This is a genomic window from Salinicola socius, assembly GCF_001937195.1.
Classification (GTDB): Bacteria; Pseudomonadota; Gammaproteobacteria; order Pseudomonadales; family Halomonadaceae; genus Salinicola; species Salinicola socius.
In genome coordinates, this window is sequence record NZ_MSDO01000021.1 from 1 (window position 1) to 19,351 (window position 19,351).

The 19,351-nt window shown below is 62.0% G+C and carries 18 protein-coding genes; 11 read left to right on the plus strand and 7 right to left on the minus strand.

Annotated features, from left to right (window positions below; all coding sequences use genetic code 11):
* The first annotated feature begins 334 nt into the window (after nt 1–334).
* The 10 genes from rnr (at nt 335) to BTW07_RS14010 (ending at nt 10,539) form a co-directional block, all read left to right on the plus strand.
* Nucleotides 335–2,818 (plus strand): ribonuclease R, encoded by a 2,484-nt coding sequence (gene rnr, locus BTW07_RS13965; RefSeq protein WP_075570794.1) that lies wholly within the window; start codon nt 335–337, stop codon nt 2,816–2,818.
* 45 nt (nt 2,819–2,863) lie between these two features.
* Nucleotides 2,864–3,679, plus strand: a complete 816-nt coding sequence (gene rlmB, locus BTW07_RS13970) for a 23S rRNA (guanosine(2251)-2'-O)-methyltransferase RlmB (RefSeq protein WP_075570795.1) — start codon at nt 2,864–2,866, stop codon at nt 3,677–3,679.
* Nucleotides 3,680–3,961: 282 nt separating this feature from the next.
* Complete coding sequence (gene rpsF, locus BTW07_RS13975; RefSeq protein WP_075570796.1) at nt 3,962–4,381, plus strand: 30S ribosomal protein S6; 420 nt, start codon at nt 3,962–3,964, stop codon at nt 4,379–4,381.
* Between the two features lie 26 nt (nt 4,382–4,407).
* Nucleotides 4,408–4,635 carry a 30S ribosomal protein S18 gene (gene rpsR / locus BTW07_RS13980; protein ID WP_035472385.1) on the plus strand — a complete coding sequence of 76 codons (228 nt, stop codon included), beginning with the start codon at nt 4,408–4,410 and terminating at the stop codon, nt 4,633–4,635.
* 52 nt (nt 4,636–4,687) lie between these two features.
* On the plus strand, nt 4,688–5,539 hold the full coding sequence (locus BTW07_RS13985; RefSeq protein ID WP_075570797.1) for a hypothetical protein: 852 nt from the start codon (nt 4,688–4,690) through the stop codon (nt 5,537–5,539).
* 16 nt (nt 5,540–5,555) lie between these two features.
* Complete coding sequence (gene rplI, locus BTW07_RS13990) at nt 5,556–6,002, plus strand: 50S ribosomal protein L9 (protein WP_075570798.1); 447 nt, start codon at nt 5,556–5,558, stop codon at nt 6,000–6,002.
* 167 nt (nt 6,003–6,169) lie between these two features.
* On the plus strand, nt 6,170–7,555 hold the full coding sequence (gene dnaB, locus BTW07_RS13995) for a replicative DNA helicase (protein WP_075570799.1): 1,386 nt from the start codon (nt 6,170–6,172) through the stop codon (nt 7,553–7,555).
* Nucleotides 7,556–7,618: 63 nt separating this feature from the next.
* Nucleotides 7,619–7,912: a hypothetical protein gene (locus BTW07_RS14000; protein ID WP_075570800.1), complete on the plus strand. Its 294-nt coding sequence runs from the start codon at nt 7,619–7,621 to the stop codon at nt 7,910–7,912.
* Nucleotides 7,913–8,325: 413 nt separating this feature from the next.
* The gene (locus tag BTW07_RS14005) at nt 8,326–10,107 is read left to right on the plus strand and encodes a bifunctional diguanylate cyclase/phosphodiesterase (protein WP_110643286.1); all 1,782 of its coding nucleotides are present in this window, start codon (nt 8,326–8,328) and stop codon (nt 10,105–10,107) included.
* A gap of 129 nt (nt 10,108–10,236) precedes the next feature.
* The gene (locus tag BTW07_RS14010; protein ID WP_075570801.1) at nt 10,237–10,539 is read left to right on the plus strand and encodes a DUF6482 family protein; all 303 of its coding nucleotides are present in this window, start codon (nt 10,237–10,239) and stop codon (nt 10,537–10,539) included.
* 234 nt (nt 10,540–10,773) lie between these two features.
* Here BTW07_RS14010 and BTW07_RS14015 read toward each other — a convergent pair whose 3' ends face one another.
* Nucleotides 10,774–12,336, minus strand: coding sequence for a cryptochrome/photolyase family protein (locus tag BTW07_RS14015; protein WP_075570802.1), 1,563 nt, complete (start codon nt 12,334–12,336; stop codon nt 10,774–10,776).
* A 110-nt stretch (nt 12,337–12,446) separates the two neighbouring features.
* Here BTW07_RS14015 and hemH point away from each other — a divergent pair, with 110 nt between their 5' ends.
* The gene (hemH, locus tag BTW07_RS14020; protein ID WP_075570803.1) at nt 12,447–13,430 is read left to right on the plus strand and encodes a ferrochelatase; all 984 of its coding nucleotides are present in this window, start codon (nt 12,447–12,449) and stop codon (nt 13,428–13,430) included.
* 27 nt (nt 13,431–13,457) lie between these two features.
* Here hemH and BTW07_RS14025 read toward each other — a convergent pair whose 3' ends face one another.
* The 6 genes from BTW07_RS14025 to BTW07_RS14050 are packed head-to-tail and all read right to left on the minus strand — an operon-like array spanning nt 13,458 to nt 19,290.
* Nucleotides 13,458–13,850 (minus strand): Na+/H+ antiporter subunit G, encoded by a 393-nt coding sequence (locus BTW07_RS14025; protein WP_075570804.1) that lies wholly within the window; start codon nt 13,848–13,850, stop codon nt 13,458–13,460.
* Between the two features lie 11 nt (nt 13,851–13,861).
* Complete coding sequence (locus tag BTW07_RS14030; protein ID WP_075570805.1) at nt 13,862–14,131, minus strand: K+/H+ antiporter subunit F; 270 nt, start codon at nt 14,129–14,131, stop codon at nt 13,862–13,864.
* Entirely contained in the window at nt 14,128–14,625 is a 498-nt protein-coding gene (locus tag BTW07_RS14035; protein WP_075570806.1) for a Na+/H+ antiporter subunit E, read from the minus strand. The genes BTW07_RS14030 and BTW07_RS14035 overlap by 4 nt, the downstream gene beginning before the upstream one ends.
* Nucleotides 14,622–16,139 carry a monovalent cation/H+ antiporter subunit D gene (locus BTW07_RS14040; protein ID WP_075570807.1) on the minus strand — a complete coding sequence of 506 codons (1,518 nt, stop codon included), beginning with the start codon at nt 16,137–16,139 and terminating at the stop codon, nt 14,622–14,624. Before BTW07_RS14040 ends, BTW07_RS14035 begins: the two co-directional genes overlap by 4 nt.
* Nucleotides 16,136–16,486 carry a Na+/H+ antiporter subunit C gene (locus BTW07_RS14045; RefSeq protein ID WP_075570808.1) on the minus strand — a complete coding sequence of 117 codons (351 nt, stop codon included), beginning with the start codon at nt 16,484–16,486 and terminating at the stop codon, nt 16,136–16,138. Before BTW07_RS14045 ends, BTW07_RS14040 begins: the two co-directional genes overlap by 4 nt.
* Nucleotides 16,486–19,290: a monovalent cation/H+ antiporter subunit A gene (locus BTW07_RS14050; RefSeq protein ID WP_075570809.1), complete on the minus strand. Its 2,805-nt coding sequence runs from the start codon at nt 19,288–19,290 to the stop codon at nt 16,486–16,488. Before BTW07_RS14050 ends, BTW07_RS14045 begins: the two co-directional genes overlap by 1 nt.
* Nucleotides 19,291–19,351 lie beyond the last annotated feature (61 nt).

Below are 19,351 nucleotides of genomic sequence, written 5' to 3' on the forward strand. Positions count from 1 at the left end.
CTCCACGTCCGTAAGGACACTAGCACCTGAAGCTAGCGCGTCTACCAATTCCGCCATCTGGGCCAAGGCGCGATGCATGATACCGACTCTGCGACCGAATGCAAGCGTCTCATGGCCGGTGTGAAAGCCGCGTTCCGAGCAGCTTCTCAGGCGTCGTCAAGCAGGGTGTCGAGGTGGCAATTGGGCCTGTAGGTCAGTGCATGGTTGGGTCGAACAGGCGTGGCCGCTATACTTGTCGCATGAATCCCAAAAAACTGAACGGCTCAAGCCGCCCGCCGCGTGCATTTTCTTTATCACTCAGGCCCAACTGGCTCAACGCAAGGACGATGGTTGCATGACTCATTGGACGTTGAATGACGATCCGCACGCGGCTCGTGAAACCCAGAAATATGACAATCCCGTACCCAGTCGTGAGTATCTGTTGGCACGACTGGAGGAGTACGGCAAGCCGATTACCCACGAAAACATGAGCGCCATGCTGGGGCTCGAGGACGAGAACCAGCTGGAGGCCGTGCGTCGCCGGCTGGCGGCGATGGAACGCGACGGGCAGATCCTCAAGGATCGCAAGGGCGCCTACGCGCTCATCGACAAGCTCGATCTGATCAAGGGGCGGGTTCAAGGCCATCGTGATGGCATGGGCTTCCTGATCCGTCATGACGGCGTCAAGCCCGATCTGGTACTGCCGCCACGTCAGATGCGCCGGGTATTCAATGGCGACGTGGTGCTGGCGCGTATCAGTGGGCGGGATCGCCGCAACCGCGCCGAGGGCACCATTGCCGAAGTGCTGGCGCGCAACACCCAGACGCTGGTCGGCGTATTTCGTCAGAACACCTCCGAGTTTGCGGTTCTGATCCCCGAGAATTCTCGGATCAGCCAGGAGGTGATCATCCCCCACAGTGTCAGCGGCGGGGCGAAAGACGGGCAGATCGTTTCCGTTCGCATCACCCAGCAGCCGGAAACGCGCAAGCAGCCGGTCGGTGAAGTGGTGGAGATCCTGGGCGAGCGGATGGATCCCGGTCTCGAGATCGACATTGCGATTCGCTCCCACGACATACCTGCCGACTTTCCGCCGGAAGTGGATGACCAGATCGCCGGCATGTCTGCCGAGGTCAAGGAGGAGGACAAGACGGCCCGTATCGACCTCCGCGAGATGCCGCTGGTCACCATCGACGGCGAGGATGCCAAGGATTTCGATGACGCTGTCTGTGCCTGGAAGACCAAATCCGGCAGTTGGAAGCTGGTGGTGGCAATCGCCGATGTCTCTCATTACGTCCGCGGTGGCAGCGCGCTGGACAACGAAGCCTATATTCGCGGCAATTCGGTCTACTTCCCCGGTCAGGTCGTGCCGATGCTGCCGGAGCTGCTTTCCAACGGGCTGTGCTCGCTCAATCCGCACGTCGATCGCCTGACCATGGTCTGCGAGATGAACATTTCGCAGACCGGTACCATCAGCCGCTACAAGTTCTACGAAGCGGTGATCCAGTCCCATGCGCGGCTGACCTACAATCAGGTCGGTACCATGCTGCAGGAGGCGGACAGTGAAGAAGGCATCGCGCTGAGAGAGCGCTATCGTGAGCTGGTGCCCTCGCTCGAGAATCTCCACGGCCTCTATCAGGTGCTGCGCAAGGCGCGCGAAGTGCGTGGTGCCATCGACTTCGAGACCACCGAAACAGAGATCGTCTTCAATGACGAGCGCAAGATCGAGAAGATCGTCCCGCGTAGCCGCAACGACGCCCACAAGGTGATCGAGGAGTGCATGCTGGCGGCCAACGTCGCGACGGCACGATTCCTCGACAAGCACGACCTGCCCGCGCTCTATCGAGTCCACCAGGCGCCGGCGCCGGAGCGTCTGGAGAATCTCCGGGTATTCCTGGGCGAGCTGGGCCTGACGCTGGGCGGGGGCGACGAGCCGACGCCCAAGGATTATCAGGCGTTGCGCGAGGTGATCCAGAACCGGCCGGACTTCGATATCATCCAGACGGTGATGCTGCGTTCGATGAGTCAGGCGGTCTACTCGCCGCAGAACGATGGGCACTTCGGCCTCGCCTATCAGGCCTATGCGCACTTCACCTCGCCGATTCGCCGCTACCCCGATCTGCTGGTGCATCGCGCGATTCGCTCGGTCATTCGCGGCCCGCGTCAGACCCAGACCGTGCAGCGTGCCGAAGGCGCCCCGGTGGAAAAACCCACCACCTGGTGCCCTTACACCTTCGAACAGATGATCGAGCTGGGCGAGCACTGCTCGATGACCGAACGTCGCGCCGACGACGCGACGCGGGATGTCACCGACTGGCTCAAGTGCGAGTTCCTTTCCGACAAGGTCGGCGAAGTCTACGAAGGCACGATCGCTTCCGTCACGCAGTTCGGCATTTTCGTGCGTCTCGACGATGTCTATGTGGAAGGACTGGTGCACGTGACGTCGCTGCCGTCCGACTACTACCATTTCGAAGCCGACAAGCATCGCCTCAAGGGTGAGCGCAGTGGTGTTGCCTATCGCCTGGGCGACGGAGTCACGGTTCGTGTGGCGCGCGTCGATCTCGATGATCGCAAGATCGATTTCGACCTTGCCGATTCGACGCCGCGGCATCACCGCACGCCGCGTGGTCAGAAGCCCGGTGCGGGGAAAGCCTCCGGTGACGGCGCATCGGCCAGGAAGTCGTCGTCGAGCAAGAGTCGTCCCGGCAAGCGCGAGCGCCAGGGCGCCGCGGCGGGAAAAGACACGAGCGCTGACGAGTCGGCGCCTGACGCGGCCAACAACGAGGGTGGCGCGCCCAAGCGTCGTACCCGCGGCCCACGTCAGCGTCGGGGAAAAGGATGAGCGCGCCGTTGATCTTTCGAGCCGCGGCGCACGGTGGGTAATGCCATGAGTCGTTCAACCAGCCGGCGTCAACCTGCCAAGTCCCAGGATCGCCCCCGCACGCCCGATGGGCTCGAATCGGTCTACGGGGTGCACGCCGTTCGCGCGCTGTTCGAACGGGGTCAGCCGCCGAAGGTGCTGTGGATCCAGCAAGGTCATGCCGAGCAGCGCCTGGAGGCACTGTTGCAGCTCGCCCACGCCGCCGGATGTGATCTGAAACGGGTGGCGCGAGAAACCCTGGATGGGGTGTCCAATCAGGCCTCCCATCAGGGGGTGATCGGATTTTGCGAGCCGCTGGTGGCGGAAAGTGAAACCACTCTTTGGTGGCGGCTCGAGCAGTGGCTAAAGGGCGAGCCGCCGCTGCTGCTGATTCTCGATGGCGTGACGGATCCGCACAATCTTGGAGCTTGCCTGCGCAGTGCCGATGCCGCCGGTGTCAACGGCGTCATCGTTCCCAAGGACAAGTCCGCGCCGCTGAACGCCACCGTTCGCAAGGTGGCCTGCGGGGCGGCCGAGCTGGTGCCGGTGTTTCAGGTCACCAATCTGGCGCGTTGCATGGACAAGCTCAAGCAGCAGGGGGTTTGGATCACCGGCACTGCCGGCGAGGCCGACAGCCTGCTCTACGACGCCGATTTCACCGCCCCCTGTGCGCTGGTGATGGGGGCGGAAGGCAAGGGCATGCGCCGTTTGACCCGCGAGGCCTGTGACGGACTGGTCAAGTTACCGATGCAGGGCGGCGTTTCCAGCCTCAACGTCTCGGTCGCCACGGGGATCTGTCTGTTCGAGGCCGTTCGTCAGCGCGGGCTCGCGGCCAGCGGTTAAGCTTGCACCGACTGGTTCCTGTCTCTACAATTGCGCGGTTCTGTGGGCAGGCTATGCTCATGGAACGCGACTCTATCCCCGAATTTCTCTGATGCGAGGGGTTCGTCCGGTCTTTCACGGGCGGGTCTGTCGGAGCGACAAGGGAAGAGCGCTAATTGGTCTGAATATTCGGATATCACTGCGATCACTCATCGCAATCCGGTATCGACTCCTTGCTTCTCATGGTGGCCATCTATCGATGATCGGCACCGTGCAGAAGCTGCCAAACCGAAAGGAGCTAACATGCGTCATTACGAAATCGTGTTCATGGTCCATCCGGACCAGAGCGAGCAGGTTCCGGCCATGGTCGAGCGCTACACCGGCCTCGTCACCGAAAACGGCGGCACCGTGCATCGTCTCGAAGATTGGGGGCGCCGCCATCTGGCCTACCCGATCAACAAGATCCACAAGGCACACTACGTGCTGATGAACGTCGAATGCAGCGGCGAGACTCTCGACGAGATCGAGAACATCTTCCGTTTCAACGACGCCATCATCCGCAGCATGATCGTGCGCAGCAAAGAGGCCGTGACTGAAGCCTCGCCGATGATGAAGCCGACCGAAGAAAAGAGCCGTCGCCGTGACGACAAGCCCTCCGAGCGTGGTGATCGTGAGCGTTCAGAACGCCCCGAGCGTTCCGAAGCCGCTGAAGAAACCCATTGATTCGATTTCGCTAAGGAGAGACTCGCATGGCACGTTTTTTCCGTCGCCGTAAGTTCTGTCGCTTCACCGCCGAGGGCGTGAAGTACATCGACTACAAAGACATCGATACGCTGAAAGCCTACGTCACCGAAACCGGCAAGATCGTTCCGAGCCGCATTACGGGTACTCAGGCGCGCTACCAGCGTCAGCTGTCAACCGCTATCAAGCGGGCGCGCTACCTGGCGCTGCTGCCGTACTCCGACAGCCACCAGTAAACCCCGGTTCCGGTACCCGTTGATCCGGTAAACCAAACCACAGCGAGACATCATGCTGGTACTGGCCCGATGGATCATGCGCGGCATGCCGCAAGCCGTTGCGGCGGCTGCACTGACAGCGCTGGTGCCGTGGCTTTTCTGGTTCAGCGCCGCCGTGGCGGGGCTGGTCACGCTGCGCCGTGGCATGACGACGTCGGCCCCGGTATTGATCGCCGCAGCCATCCCCGCCGGTTGGTGGTGGATGCAGGGCGATGCGGTACCGCTGGCCAGTATCCTGCTGGTCACGTTGATGGCCACGGTGCTGCGGTCCCGTATGCGGTGGGCGGAAGCGCTGATCGTCGGCAGTGTCGTCTGCATGGCGATGGTGCAACTGGGTATTTTCCTCCCGGCGGGCGGTACTGCATCGCTATTGGCGGAGTTACGCCAGAGTTCGTCGGAAGTGGCCCGCATGCTGGATCAGCTATCGGCGCAGGGCGTCGATACCGAGATGATGGCAGCGATGGTAATTGGCGGTGCGACCGGCCTGGTGGTACTGCTCGCCGGCATCGCCTGTCTGGCGCTGGCTCGCAGTTGGCAGGCCGGGCTCTACAACCCTGGCGGTTTTCGCGAAGAGTTCCACGCGCTGAAACTGTCCGGGAAGCAGCTTCTGCTGCTGGTCGGGTTGATGGTCCTGGGAGTGGTATTGGCCGTTCCCGCTGCCAGTCTGCTGGCTTGGGTACCGCTGCTGGTCGCCGGTGTGGCGCTGGTACACGGGTTTATCGGTTTGAAGGGAATGAGCGGGTTCTGGCTGGTAGGCTTCTATGCCTTGCTGTTGACCACCTGGCCCACGATTCTGATTGTACTGCTGTTGGCGTTGGTAGATACCTTCGCGGATTTTCGCGGTCGTCTGACACGCAGTGATTGACGAGAGGTTCACGAGAATGGAAGTCATTCTGCTCGATAACATCGGTAAGCTGGGCGACCTGGGTGACAAGGTCACCGTCAAGCCCGGCTACGGTCGTAATTATCTGGTTCCTTACGGCCTGGCCGTACCGGCAACCAAAGACAACGTCGAAGCGTTCGAGACGCAGCGTGCGGAGCTCGAAGCCCAGGCTGCCGAACGCAAGTCCCAGGCTGAGACGCGCGCTGCCCAGCTCGCCGAAATCGAGCTGTCTCTGGTCGCCAAGGCCGGTGAAGAAGGCAAGCTGTTCGGCTCCATCGGTCCGCGCGATCTGGCCGAAGCCATGGCTCAGGCCGGCATCGAAGTCGCCAAGAGCGAAGTGCGCATGCCGGAAGGCCCGCTTCGCCAGACGGGCGAATATGACATCGCGCTGCAGCTGCATGCCGAAGTCACCTCCAGCGTCCGTGTCGTGGTAGTGGCCGAGTAAGTTTCGACCGTTATCGTGATGTGACGTCTGGCTCAAGGCACGCAGGGCTCACGCCCTGCGTGCCTTTTTCATGACCGGTAGGCGTGGCGATGGCCACGAGCCACTGGGTAGAATGAGCGCCAGATCATTTCCGCAGGTTCCACGCACGATACAGGTGAACGCCAAGCATGAATCAACGCGTCGACAATGATCGGGAAACCGCGCAGCTGAAGGTGCCGCCGCATTCGCTCGAGGCAGAGCAGTCGGTGCTGGGCGGGCTGATGCTCGACAACAGCAGCTGGGACACGGTGTCGGAGCGTCTGGTAGCGGACGATTTCTACCGTCACGAGCATCGGCTGGCGTTCAATGCGATGGCGGAACTGGCCGAGAGCACCCACCCGCTCGATGTCGTGACCCTGTCGGAAGCGCTCGAGCGTCGCGATCAGCTCGAGAGCGTGGGCGGGCTTGCCTACCTGGCGGAACTGGCGCGTAACACGCCTTCTGCCAGCAACATCCGCGCCTATGCCGATATCGTTCGTGAGCGGGCGACGCTACGCAAATTGATCCAGGCCTCGCGCCAGATCGCCGACAGCGCCTATTCGCCGGACGGCAGGCTGCCGGACGAGCTGGTCAACGAGGCCGAGCGGCTGGTCTTCCAGATCAGCGAGTCCCGGCCCAAGTTCGGCGGCCCGATCGGCATGAGTCAGTTGCTGACCAAAGCCGTCGACCGGATCGACGAGCTGTTCAACATGAAGGGCCAGATGACCGGTATCTCGACCGGTTTCCGCGACCTCGACGACATGACGTCGGGTCTGCAGCCCTCGGATCTGGTGATCATCGCCGGGCGCCCGTCGATGGGCAAGACCACCTTCGCCATGAACCTGGTCGAGCACGCGGTAGTCTCCAGCGACAAGCCGGTGGTCGTCTTCTCGATGGAGATGCCCGCTGAATCGCTGATGCTGCGCATGCTGTCGTCTCTGGGGCGCATCGATCAGACCCGTGTGCGAACCGGTCAGCTCGAGGACGAGGATTGGCCGCGGCTGACGTCGGCGGTCAATCTGCTCAAGGATCGTCAGCTGTTCATCGATGATACGCCGGCGCTATCGCCCAACGAGCTGCGCTCCCGCGTGCGCCGGATCGCCCGCGAGCACGGCAACGTCGGTCTGGTGATGATCGATTATCTCCAGTTGATGCAGGTACCCGGGCTTTCCGAGAATCGTACCGCGGAGATCTCCGAGATTTCCCGCTCGCTCAAGGGGCTGGCAAAGGAGTTCAACTGTCCGGTGGTGTCGCTGTCTCAGCTCAACCGATCACTGGAGCAGCGTCCCAACAAGCGGCCAGTGATGTCGGATCTGCGTGAGTCGGGGGCCATCGAGCAGGATGCCGACGTCATCGCCTTCGTCTATCGTGACGAGGTCTACAATTCCGACAATCCTGACAACAAGGGGCTGGCGGAGTTGATCATCGGCAAGCAGCGTAATGGACCGATCGGCACCGTGCACATGGCCTTCATCGGCAAGTACACGCGATTCGAGGATCTGGCGCCGGACAGCTACGGTCAGCACTACGAGTAAGCCGACCGACAGTGAAGAAGCCGGCGTTGCCGGTGTTTTGGAAAGATATCAAGGAGTCGAATCATGGCAGGCGGTTTTCAGCGGGGGCGTCGTCAACGGGTCCCCAAGATCGAGGTACGAGGCCAGCTGGAGAAGCTCGAGCGGGAAGGCCCCTTCAAGGAGTGGCTGGGCATGCCCGATCTCTACCGTCACTGGCTGACGGTCGATGGCGAGCTCTACAGTTACCAGACGGAAGATGCCGAGTTGCCGGTCGCCGTCGGCGATCGCGTGGTGTTTCGCTACAAGGAAGCCAAGGCGGGCAAGTGGATCGATCGAAACTCTCTGGGCAAGGCGATCGATCCTTCCGATTATCGCTAGGCCATGTCTGAAAAGTACTGCGCTTGCCCATGCGGCGTTAACAATCGGCTGGTGCGTCAGCCCGGTCAAGGTGTTCATTGACACCCCGTAAACTGGTACGCCAGCCCGGTCCGTCTTCGCCGATTTTTGCCTTGGCTACGCGCCCCGCGTCTTGCCTTCGCTCGTCGACTTTTCAGACAAGGCCTAGTGTGGTGTCTCACAAATACCATCCAATAATATCGGTCCCTGGCGCCGCCATGCGGCGTTGCTCGTCGTTGCCATAGACCCCACTATGACGCCTCCTCGCGCCTTGCCTGGCAACGCCATGCATCCGATATTTCTTCGCGTTACTTGCGAGACGCCACACTAGGCGCTGCCATTCCGACGACAATGTAATTTTATGTGTCATTGTTGTGTCATGATATTGCTGTTTCATGGCATTCATGAACCCACCTCTCGCTCCCATCGACAACTCCTTCCTCAAGGAGATCGTCGCCCGTCGCGATCTGAGCGTGCATTTTCAACCGATCGTTTCCGTCGCGACCGGCCACATTCTGGCTTACGAGGCCTTGTCTCGCGGCCCGCGGGATTCGCCCTACGCGAATCCGATCCCGATGTTTCGGGCGGCCCGCGAATGCGGCCTGCTTGCCGCGCTGGAGTGCGGGTGTCGAGAACGGGCGATCGAAAGCTGGGTGGACACCGGCCTTGGCGAGCTTCTGTTCCTCAACGTCAGTCCGGAAATTCTGATCGACCCAGAGGATCTCGGCGACAGGGCGCTGGCGCTGCTGCAGCAGCACGGTCTCTCGCCGGCCCGCCTCGTCATCGAGATCACCGAACAGTCGCCGGGGATCGACCCCGACCTGATGGCCGAGGCTGCCCGCAACTATCAGGCGATGGGGTTCTCCATCGCGCTGGACGATCTGGGAGACGGGTACGCCGGCCTGCGACTTTGGTCCCAGCTCAATCCGGACTACGTCAAGCTGGATCGCCACTTCGTCAGTCGTCTTGACGAGGATCGCGTCAAGCTCCGGTTCGTCCGCTCCATCATCGATATCGCACACAGCATGGACAGTCGTGTCATCGCGGAGGGGGTGGAGCGGGAGGGGGAGCTGGATACGCTTCTCGAGCTGGGCGCGGATTATTGCCAGGGGTGGTTGTTCGCGCGCCCCGATGCCGCTCCCCAACGGATACGCGAGGCGCTCGAGGCCCGGCTCGCTTCGCTGGCCGCCAACCGTCGACCGGCCACCGCCGCGACAGAGATCCAGCGCCTCAGCGTGCCTCTGCCTGCGCTGGATGCCGACCTCTGCGTGGCGGAGGCGTCCGAGCGCTTCAGCCGTCTGCCGCATGCCAACGCGCTGGCGGTCGTCGATGGCAGGAGCCGGCCGATCGGTATCCTGGGGCGTCAGCAGCTCATGGCGCTGCTCGGCAAACGCTTCGGGTTCGATCTTCACGGTCGTCAGCCCATCACCAAGGTGATGCGGACCCAGGCGCTCTGTGTGGAGGCCCACGAGCCGCTGGAGCGGGTCTCGCGCAAGGTGACGGGGCGCGAGGAGGCGTCCCGGGACGAGGATTTCATCATCACCGACGGTGGCCGCTATCTGGGCATGGGACACGTCATCAACCTGCTGCAACTGTTCACCGAACAGCAGGTTCAACTGGCGCGACAGGCCAATCCATTGACCCAGTTGCCCGGCAACCGCCCCATCAGGGTGGCACTGGAACACTATCAGCGTCAGGCGCGGGGCTTCGTCGCCTGCTATCTGGATCTCGACAATTTCAAGCCCTTCAATGACCGGTTCGGTTACGCCCTGGGGGATCGAATGATCCTTGCGCTGGCGAATCTGGTGAGCAGCGAACTGGGGCGGGAGGACTTTCTGGGCCATCTCGGCGGCGACGATTTCATACTGCTGCTGGATGACGGGAAGAATCTCCACCGTCGGCTGGCCGGTATACAACAACGCTTCATCGTCGAGAGTCATGCGCTGGTTCCCGCCGACGCCAGAGCGGAAGGTGGCTTTCATGCCAAGGATCGTTACGATCAATGGCGTTTCTTCCCGCTGGTCCGCCTGTCGATCATCGCGCTTCGCGTCGGTGCCGAGGCCAGGGTCGAGAGCTTCGGCGATCTCTGGAGTCACTTCAAGCCGGCAGCCAAGCGCGCCGGCAACGGCCGGGTCGTGGTGAGGCTAGACTGCCGTTCGGCACCGGTCGGGGAGTGAACGATCGGCGTGCCTTGGCGTCTTAGTCACAGCTCTGTCACAACGGACTGTCAGGGTGTCGCGACGGGATGGCAAGGAACGTCTCCCGATCCAGAACACGATTCCATACACGACCCACGGGAGGGAACCATGGAACTCAAGGAACTCGAACACTATCAGCGACATCACGAAAGCTTTGAAATTCGTGTCATCGCCCATGCCGGCAGTCGCTACTATCAAGTCATGCTGGAACCGGAAGACGGATCCACGCAGGTGTTGACTCGACGCGGCAAGCCGATGCTGTTTCGCGCGCTCGACGATGTCTACGGCGAGTTGAAGCGTGCAGGTATCCATCGTGCCTATCTGGTTCAGCAGGTGGCCAATGACGAGATCGTCGGGCATGAACCGCACTATCACGATCCGCTGCTGTCGCGAATGCCTCTGGTGTTCTGATCTCGACAGGTTTCTCGGCGCGATCTTCCATTCACCCACATCGTTTCCCTCCGGCGAGTCGACTAGTGACTTGCCCCGTCATGGAGGGAAGTTTGTCTCCCGCCCTTGTCTCTGTTCTTGCCGGTGCTTCCTCTTGCGTTGATTCTCTCGTGGGGGCAGCTGTCAGCACCCGTTTGCTGATAGTCAGCGCCTTCCTCCCCGATGCCGCATGCCGGTAGCCACTGATTCCTTGCCTCAGCGACGTTCATAACCCTCGGCGTGATCGCCCTTGCCGTAAGGGGCCTCGAAGTGAACCGAACGCAGGAATCGATCGGCCTGGTCGAGAATGGCCTGGCGTTTGTCCTGCCGCATTCGATCCCAGCTGCCGTAGATGAGCTTCATGCGATGGTTGCCGCCCAGGCGTTCGCGGTGACGCTGCAGAAAATGCCAATACAGGCTGTTGAAGGGGCAGGCGTTTTCGCCGGTGACCTGCTTGACGGCATAGCGGCACTGACGGCAGTGATCCGACATGCGATCGATATATTTTCCCGACGCACAGTAGGGTTTGGAACCGAGATAGCCACCGTCGGCGTAGAGGGTCATGCCCAGCGTATTGGGCAGCTCGACCCATTCGAAGGCATCGACGTAGACCGCCAGGTACCAGTCGCAAAGTGCGGCCGGGGATACGCCGCAGAGCAACGCGAAGTTGCCGGTAATCATCAGCCGTTGGATGTGATGGGCGTAGGCGTTGTCACGGGTCATCTCCAGTGCCCGCCGCACGCAGCGCAGATCGGTCGTCGCGGTCCAGTAGAAATCGGGTAGTCCCCGCAGCGCCTCGAGGTGGTTTTGACGTTTGTAATCCGGCATGCGCTGCCAGTAGATACCGCGGACGTATTCGCGCCAGCCCAGAATCTGGCGCACGAATCCTTCGACGGCGTTGATTGGCGCGGTACCTTGATGCCATGCCGTTGCAGCTGCTTCGCAGACTTCACGGGGAGAAAGCAGCCCGATATTCATCGCGGCGGAGAGACGCGAATGAAACAGCCAGGGTTGCTCGTCGCTGATCGCATCCTGATAGGTGCCGAAATCGGGCAGCGCGTGAGCGATGAAATGACGTAGATCGCTCAGTGCCTGACGCCGGGTCACTGCCCAGTTGAAATGGGTCAGCGTGCCGAAGTGTTCGCCGAAATGCGCCTCTACCAGCGCCATCACCTCGTGGGTGATGTTGTCCGGCCGGTGACGGGGGGGCGGAGGGAATTCCAGCCCTCTTTCGACCGGCTGTCGGTTGTCATGATCGAAATTCCACTGACCGCCGGCGGGTTCGTTCTTCTCCATCAGCAGTCCGGTCCGTTTGCGCATCTGACGGTAGAAGTCCTCCATCCGGAAGCGCTTGCGCCCGTCGAGCCACTTGCCGAACTCGGCAACCGAGCAGTAGAAACGCGAATCCTCGTAGAGCCGCCAACGTGTGCCGCGATCCTGGATGCGTTCGAGCAACCGCCATTCGCCGGGATGCGTCACCCGGATCTCGTCGCAGCGGTAGGCATCGGCAAGCCGCTCGGCTTCCTGTAGCAGGTCCTGACGATTGTCATCGTCGTCGAGCGCGCTGTAGTGGACCTGATACCCTTTGTCGCGCAGGGTATCGGCGAAGTGGCGCATCGCCGACAATATCAGCACGATCTTCTGGGGGTGGTGGGGGACATAGTCTCCCTCTGCCTTTACCTCGCAGAGAGCGACCACGGCATTGGGCGGGGCGGTGGCGAGGAGTTCCAGCTCCTCGCTCAACTGATCACCCAGAATCAGGATTAGCGGACGCGACATGAAGTTATCCATAACTTATACACATGATGTTGATCGTATAAGATGATCGGGTAAGTGCAAGCGGCGATGGTAGAATTTCGTCAAAAGATGGCAGGTAAAGGAGTGGTGTTATGGCGGCCCGTTATGGAGTGCTGCTGGTCAATCTGGGAACGCCCGAGGCGCCCACGCCCAAGGCCGTGAGGCAGTATCTCGGTGAATTTCTTGGCGATCCCCGGGTCATCGACGCACCGCGCTGGCTGTGGTGGCCGATTCTGCACGGCGTCATTCTGCGTATCCGTCCGCCGAAGGTCGCCAAGGCCTACGCCTCGGTGTGGCAAGAGGAGGGCTCTCCGTTGCTGGCGATCGGGCGGCGCCAGCAACGAGCGCTGCGTGAACGTCTGGCAACTCAGCATGGCGAACCGGTGCCGGTGGAATTGGCGATGACCTACGGCAAGCCCAGCATGGAAGAGGCCGGACTCAAGCTGCGTGAGTCGGGTGTCGAGCGGATCCTGGTGGTGCCGCTTTATCCACAGTTTTCACGCACGACCACGGGGGCCGTGTTTCAGCGGCTGGCCAAGGCGCTCGAGCCCTGCCCGCACCTGCCGGAGCTGCGCTTCGTACGCGATTATCATGACCACCCCGACTACATTGCGGCACTGGCAGCCAGCGTTCGCCAGCACTGGGAGACCCAGGGCGACCGCGGTCGGCTGCTGATGTCCTATCACGGTATCCCCAAGCGCTACGTCGATAACGGTGATCCTTACGCCAGACACTGCCAGAAGACCAGCCAGTTGCTGGCCGAAGAGCTGGGGCTGGGCGAGGGCGAGTGGTTTCAGAGCTATCAGTCGCGGTTTGGCCGTGAAGAGTGGCTCAAACCCTATACCGACGAGACGCTGAAGGGGTGGGGCGCGGACAAGACGGAGTGTGTCGACGTCATCAGCCCGGCTTTTGCGGCGGACTGCCTGGAGACGCTGGAAGAGATCGATGCCGAGAACCGTGAATACTTCCAGCAAGCCGGGGGCGGACGCTACCGCTATATTCCCGCGCTCAACGACCGCCCTGAGCACGTCACGATGCTGGCCAATCTGGTCGAACAGCACACCGCCGGCTGGTGAAGCCGGCGGCGGGTGGCGCTTGGCTCGTCAAGGCAGTGGGGAGTCGCCCTGCGGAGCTTCCTCGACGGCATGCTTGGGTTTTTCGCTTTCCAGTTCCACCGGATTGCCGCGCGTGCGGGGATCCGGCTTCAGCTTGTGGTGCAGGGCGCTCTTGGCCAGCATGTGGGCCGACACGGGCGCGGTGATGAAGGCGAAGATGGTGATCAGCAGCTCCTGGATGATCGGGCCATCTTCGCGGCTGAAATAGATCAGCGAGCCGATCAGCGTGCAGCCGACGCCGAGCGTGGTCGTTTTCGAGGGGCCGTGAAGACGCATGTAGAAGTCCTTCAGATGCGTCAGGCCCAGCGAGCCGATAAAGGCAAATGCCCCTCCGGCGATGAGCATGAAGGCGATCACGCCTTCGATAATCGTCTCTAGCATCGTCACGCCTCCTATTCGATGATGTCGCCGCGAAGCAGATACTTGCAGATGGCGATGGTGCTGACGAAGCCCAGCATCGCGATCAGTAGCGCCGCCTCGAAGTAGTCCTTGTTGTTGACCCAGATCCCGAACAGCACGATCAGCGCGATCGAGTTCATGTACATGGTGTCCACCGCCAGAATGCGATCCGGCAGACTGGGCCCGACCACGGCACGATAGAAGTTGAGCAAGATGGCAGCGCAGAACAGCGCCAGCGCGATCCACAGAGCCATATCGATCATGATTCGAAGATCTCCAGCAGAGGGCGCTCGTAGCGCTGGTGAATGTCATCGATCAGGGCGTTGATGTCGCCCACGTCCAGGGCGTGAATCAGCAGCGTCCTGCCATCCAGACGTAGATGCGCCGAAACCGTACCAGGCGTCATGGTAATGGTGCTGGCCAGGATGGTGATCGGAAAGTTCCCCTTCAGCGTCAGCGGGTATTCGACGAAGGCCGGACGCATCCGGCCGCGGGGGTCGAGGATCAGCTTCGAGACCTGAAGGTTGGCGGTCACGATATCGCCCAGCACGCGGAAGACGTAGCCAACCAGCTTCAACGGCCGCTTGATGGTCGGCTGGCGCTCCCAGAAAGGGCGACAGATCATCGGAATCAGGATCGCCAGCAAGCCGCCGAGAATCCATTGCCCCAACGCAACGCTTTGCTGCAGCATCAGCCAGACCACCAGCAACAGCAGTGAAAGCACTGGCATCGGCAGCCAGCGAGTGGGAGGAATCATGAGTCACCTCCGGCAACATTGCGGGACAGGATCGCCTCGACGTAGGCGCTTTGATCGAGCAACTGCGTGGCACTGGCATCGGTGAATCGAGTGATCGGGCCGGCCAGGATCGACAGCACCGGTGATGCTCCGATCAACAGGATCAGTCCGGCCAGCATCGCCGGTTTCAGTCTGGGGCCGTCGCTATCGCCGCGTCCCGCCTTCCAGAACACGGTCGAACCGCTGCGCGCCATCGCGATGAGGCCGGCGAAGCTCGAGAGCAGCAGCAGCGACCACAGCCAGGGCTGCTCGTCGGGGCGTGCCGAGTCGAGCAGCAGTGCCTTGCCGATGGCGCCCGACAGTGGCGGCAGACCGATGACCGTGACCGCGCCGACGAAGTAGAACAGTCCCAGCAGCGCCGGCTGGGTGACGCCGCGACCGGGCACGATGCGCGCGCCGGCCTTGCCGCGCTGTTCTCCGATCGCGTCGGCCAGCAGGAACAGACCACCGCTGACCAGCGTGGTGTGGATCATGTAGTAGAGCAGGGCGGCGATGGGGGCTTCACGATTCATGCTGACGCCGACCAGCAGCGTCCCCACCGAGATCAGGATCAGATAGGCCACCTGGTTACGCAGATCGCGCGCCGAAAGGACGCCCAGACCGCCGAGTGCCAGCGTGGCCAGCGCGAACCACCAGAGCCACGGCTGAACGAAGTTGGCGAGTTCGCCGGCGCCGTTTCCGAAGATCAGCGTGTAGATCCGGAGAATGGCGTAGATGCCCACCTTGGTCATGATCGCGAATAGCGCCGCCACCGGTGCCGGCGCGCTACTGTAGGCGCGTGGCAGCCAGAAGTAGAGCGGCAGGATCGCGGCCTTGAGCCCGAACACCACCAGCAGCAGAAACGCGCCGGCCTTGACCAGACCGAGCCGGTCGGGATCGAGCGCGGCCACTTTCTGCGACATGTCGGCCATGTTGAGCGTGCCGGTGGTGCCGTAGAGCACGCCGAGGGCGATCAAGAACATCGCCGACCCGGCCAGGTTCAGCGCCACGTAGTGGAAGCCCGCCTGGGTACGATCCTTGCCGCCGCCGTGCATCAGCAGCGAGTAGGAAGCGATCAGCAGCACTTCGAAGAACACGAACAGGTTGAAAATGTCGCCGGTCAGAAAGGCGCCGTTGATTCCCATCAACTGAAGCTGGAACAGGCCGTGGAAATTGCTGCCTTTGCGATCATCGCCGGCGCAGGCATAGGTGACGGCGCCCAGGGCCAGAAAACTGGTCAGGCAGACCATCAGCGCGGAGAGTCGATCGAGTACCAGAATGATACCGAAAGGCGGTTGCCAGTCGCCCAGCGCATAGTAGGTGATCCCATCGCTGTCGCTCTGGACTACCAGCATGGCGCTGACGATCAGCAACGCGGCCGTACTGATCAGCGCGATCGCCCGTCTGGGCAACACGATCGAATCACGCCTGACCAGCATCAGCAATCCGCTCAGCAGCGGCAGAAGAATCGGGAGAATGATCAGGTGGTGCATCAGGACTTCTCCTCCTTCGACTCTTCGGCACGCTGGTCGTTGACCTGGTCGCTGCCCTGATCACCACGCACGCGCATTGCCAGGATCACCGAGAACGCGGTCATCGCGAAGCCGATCACGATAGCCGTCAGCACCAGGGCCTGGGGCAGCGGATCGGCGTAGTGGGTGACGCCGTCCTGCATCACTGCGGCCCCGTTGGTGGTCAGGCCGCCGGTGGAGAAAAGGAACAGGTTGACCGCATAGGAGAGCAGTGTCAGTCCCACGACCACGGGGAAGGTGCGCCCGCGTAGCGCCAGATAGAGGCCGCTGGCCGCCAGAAAGCCGGTCACGGTGGCAAAGAGCGCTTCCATCAGACGGTCTCCTTTTCATTCTCTTTGCTGGGGCGATGGCGTGTCGTCAGCTTGCCCAGGTTGGCCAGGATCATCAGCGTGGCGCCGACGACGGTCAGATAGACCCCGAGATCGAACAGCATCGCGGTGGCGAGCTCGATCTCGCCGATCCAGGGGAGGGAGAAGTGGCCAAAGGCGGAGGTCAGGAAGTTGTGACCGAAGACCCAGCTGCCAAGTCCGGTCATCGCGGCGATGGCGACGCCTGTCACCGCGATCGGCTGATACTGGTATGACATCCGTTGCTGCGTCCAATCCACCCCGCGGGCGATATACAGCAGGATCAGGGCAACCGCCGTCACCAGACCGGCGATGAAGCCACCGCCGGGTTCGTTATGACCGCGCAGGAAGATGAAGACCGAGACCAGCAGCGCCAGTGGCAGCAGGCTCTGCGACACCGTTCCCAGCAGCATCGGATGAAGATCCTTCGACCAGGGACGCCCTTCGCTGTCGCTCGAGGGCATGAACAACCTCAGACGATTGAGCAGCTTGTAGATGCCGATGGCGGCAATGCAGAGCACGGTGATCTCGCCCAGCGTATCGAAGCCACGGAAGTCGACCAGGATGACATTGACCACGTTGTGGCCGCCGCCGCCGCTGACGCTGTTCTCGAGGAAGAATCCGGAAATGCTGTTCAGCGGTCGCGTCAGCAGGGCGTAGTTGAGGCTCGCGACGATACCGCCGAAAGCGGCCGCGAGCAGCACGTCTCTGACCACCCGGCCGCCGCTGGACTCCTTGGGCGTGCGCTGTGGCAGGAAGAACAACGCCAGCATCAGCAGAATGACCGTCACGACCTCGACCGCCAGTTGGGTCAGCGCAAGATCGGGGGCCGAGAAACGCGCGAAAGCCAGCGAGACCATCAACCCCACCACCGACAGCATCATCAGCGAGACCAGGCGTCGGCGATGCAGGACTGCCGTTCCCAGGCCGGCCAGGATGGTAATGGCGGCACCCGCGATGAGCAGCCCGTCGAGCGGCTGAAGTGGCAGAGGGCCCTGCAACTGCTCGAGATCCAGCAGGCCGCTGCCGGTCAGGAACAGCACGGCGATGATCAGCCACAGCATGTAGCGCTGCAGCGAGCCGTTCTCCAGGCGGTCGATCGCTTCCTGAGCCCAGTGCAGCACGCGGCGGGTATTGTGCTCGAAGATCATCAGCGCGTTGCGCTGCGGGAACTGGCGCTGGAAGCTGAACAGATTGCGACGCAAGACATAGAGACCGACACCGCCGGCCAAGGCAATGGCACTCATCAGCAGCGGCAGATTGAAGCCGTGCCAGAGGGACAGATGCAGCTCCGGCCTGGGCGACAGGATCGTGGCCTGCGCGGCCGCGTCGAGCAGGCCGGTCAGTATCAATGCCGGCATCAGGCCGACGAGGATGCATGGCACGACCAGCAGAATCATCGGCAGGCGCATCATCAAGGGGGCTTCGTGTGGCGTCTTGGGCAGCTCCTGCGCCTCCGGACCGAAAAAGACGTTGCGCACGTAACGCAGCGAGTAGGCCACCGACAGCACGCTGCCAAGCGTTGCCAGGACCGGAATCAGCCAGGCGAGACCGCCCAGGATGCCGGTGCCTAGCGTCTCGGTCAGCATCATTTCCTTCGAGATGAAGCCATTGAGAAGCGGGACGCCGGCCATCGAGGCGGCGGCGAGGGCGGCCAGCGCCGCCGTCATCGGCATGCTGCGTCGCAGGCCGCTCAGCTTTCGGATATCCCGGGTTCCGGTTTCGTGATCGACGATGCCGGACGACATGAACAGTGTCGCCTTGAACATGGCGTGATTGACGATATGAAAGAGCCCCGCCACTACCGCCAGCTTGCTGTCCAGTCCGAACAGCATGGTGATCATGCCCAGATGGCTGATAGTGGAAAATGCCAGCACGCCCTTGAGATCGTACTTGAGCAGCGCGAAGTAGGCGGCATAGATCATCGTCACCAGCCCGGTCAGGGTGACGATGTAGAGCCACAGCTGCGAACCGGCCAGGGCCGGATGCATGCGGGCGAGCAGGAAGACCCCGGCCTTCACCATGGTGGCGGAGTGCAGGAACGCCGATACCGGCGTCGGTGCCGCCATCGCATGTGGTAGCCAGAAGTGGAACGGGAACTGCGCCGACTTGGTGAAGGCCCCCAGCAGCACCAGCAGCAGCGCCGGCAGGTAGCGCGGATCGGCCTGGATCAGATCGCGACTGTCGAGCACGGTCTGCATGTCGTAGGTGCCGACGATATGCCCGATCAACAGAAAACCGGCCAGCATGGCCAGCCCGCCCATGCCGGTGACGGCCAATGCCATGCGTGCGCCGCGTCGGGCCTCGCTCTGCTGATACCAGTAGCCGATCAGCAGGAACGACGACAGGCTGGTGAGCTCCCAGAACACCCACAACAGCAGCAGATTGTCGGCCATGACGATGCCGATCATGGAGGTCATGAACAGCATCAGGTAGGCGTAGAAGCGCGGCATGCTGTCGTCCGGCGACAGATAGTAGCGGGCGTAGAGAATGATCAGCAGCCCGATACCCAGGATCAGCAGCAGGAACAGCAGCGAGAGTCCGTCGATCCGGAACGCGAGATCGAGCCCCAGCTGTGGGACCCAGCTCATGCTGAAGTGATACACCTCGCCGGAGATCACCCCTGGTGCGTGGGCGATGACGATGCCTAGCGCGATTGCCGGCAGCAACGCGGTGGTCAAGGCATTGAGATTGCGTTGCCGGTTGCTACACAGCAACGGTATCAGGCTGCCCAGTAGCGGCAGCAGAACGATCAGCGGCAGTGACATGAAATTGTCGCTCTTTTCTTGAATCAGGGAGGCTCGCTCACCGGCCAGACGCTTGGCGCCA

Coding starts and splice junctions, on each gene's coding strand:
- rnr (WP_075570794.1), top strand. CDS start 335: ATGACTCATTGGACGTTGAATGACGATCCGCACGCGGCTCGTGAAACC.
- rlmB (WP_075570795.1), top strand. CDS start 2,864: ATGAGTCGTTCAACCAGCCGGCGTCAACCTGCCAAGTCCCAGGATCGC.
- rpsF (WP_075570796.1), top strand. CDS start 3,962: ATGCGTCATTACGAAATCGTGTTCATGGTCCATCCGGACCAGAGCGAG.
- rpsR (WP_035472385.1), top strand. CDS start 4,408: ATGGCACGTTTTTTCCGTCGCCGTAAGTTCTGTCGCTTCACCGCCGAG.
- BTW07_RS13985 (WP_075570797.1), top strand. CDS start 4,688: ATGCTGGTACTGGCCCGATGGATCATGCGCGGCATGCCGCAAGCCGTT.
- rplI (WP_075570798.1), top strand. CDS start 5,556: ATGGAAGTCATTCTGCTCGATAACATCGGTAAGCTGGGCGACCTGGGT.
- dnaB (WP_075570799.1), top strand. CDS start 6,170: ATGAATCAACGCGTCGACAATGATCGGGAAACCGCGCAGCTGAAGGTG.
- BTW07_RS14000 (WP_075570800.1), top strand. CDS start 7,619: ATGGCAGGCGGTTTTCAGCGGGGGCGTCGTCAACGGGTCCCCAAGATC.
- BTW07_RS14005 (WP_110643286.1), top strand. CDS start 8,326: ATGGCATTCATGAACCCACCTCTCGCTCCCATCGACAACTCCTTCCTC.
- BTW07_RS14010 (WP_075570801.1), top strand. CDS start 10,237: ATGGAACTCAAGGAACTCGAACACTATCAGCGACATCACGAAAGCTTT.
- BTW07_RS14015 (WP_075570802.1), bottom strand. CDS start 12,336: ATGTCGCGTCCGCTAATCCTGATTCTGGGTGATCAGTTGAGCGAGGAG.
- hemH (WP_075570803.1), top strand. CDS start 12,447: ATGGCGGCCCGTTATGGAGTGCTGCTGGTCAATCTGGGAACGCCCGAG.
- BTW07_RS14025 (WP_075570804.1), bottom strand. CDS start 13,850: ATGCTAGAGACGATTATCGAAGGCGTGATCGCCTTCATGCTCATCGCC.
- BTW07_RS14030 (WP_075570805.1), bottom strand. CDS start 14,131: ATGATCGATATGGCTCTGTGGATCGCGCTGGCGCTGTTCTGCGCTGCC.
- BTW07_RS14035 (WP_075570806.1), bottom strand. CDS start 14,625: ATGATTCCTCCCACTCGCTGGCTGCCGATGCCAGTGCTTTCACTGCTG.
- BTW07_RS14045 (WP_075570808.1), bottom strand. CDS start 16,486: ATGGAAGCGCTCTTTGCCACCGTGACCGGCTTTCTGGCGGCCAGCGGC.
- BTW07_RS14050 (WP_075570809.1), bottom strand. CDS start 19,290: ATGTCACTGCCGCTGATCGTTCTGCTGCCGCTACTGGGCAGCCTGATA.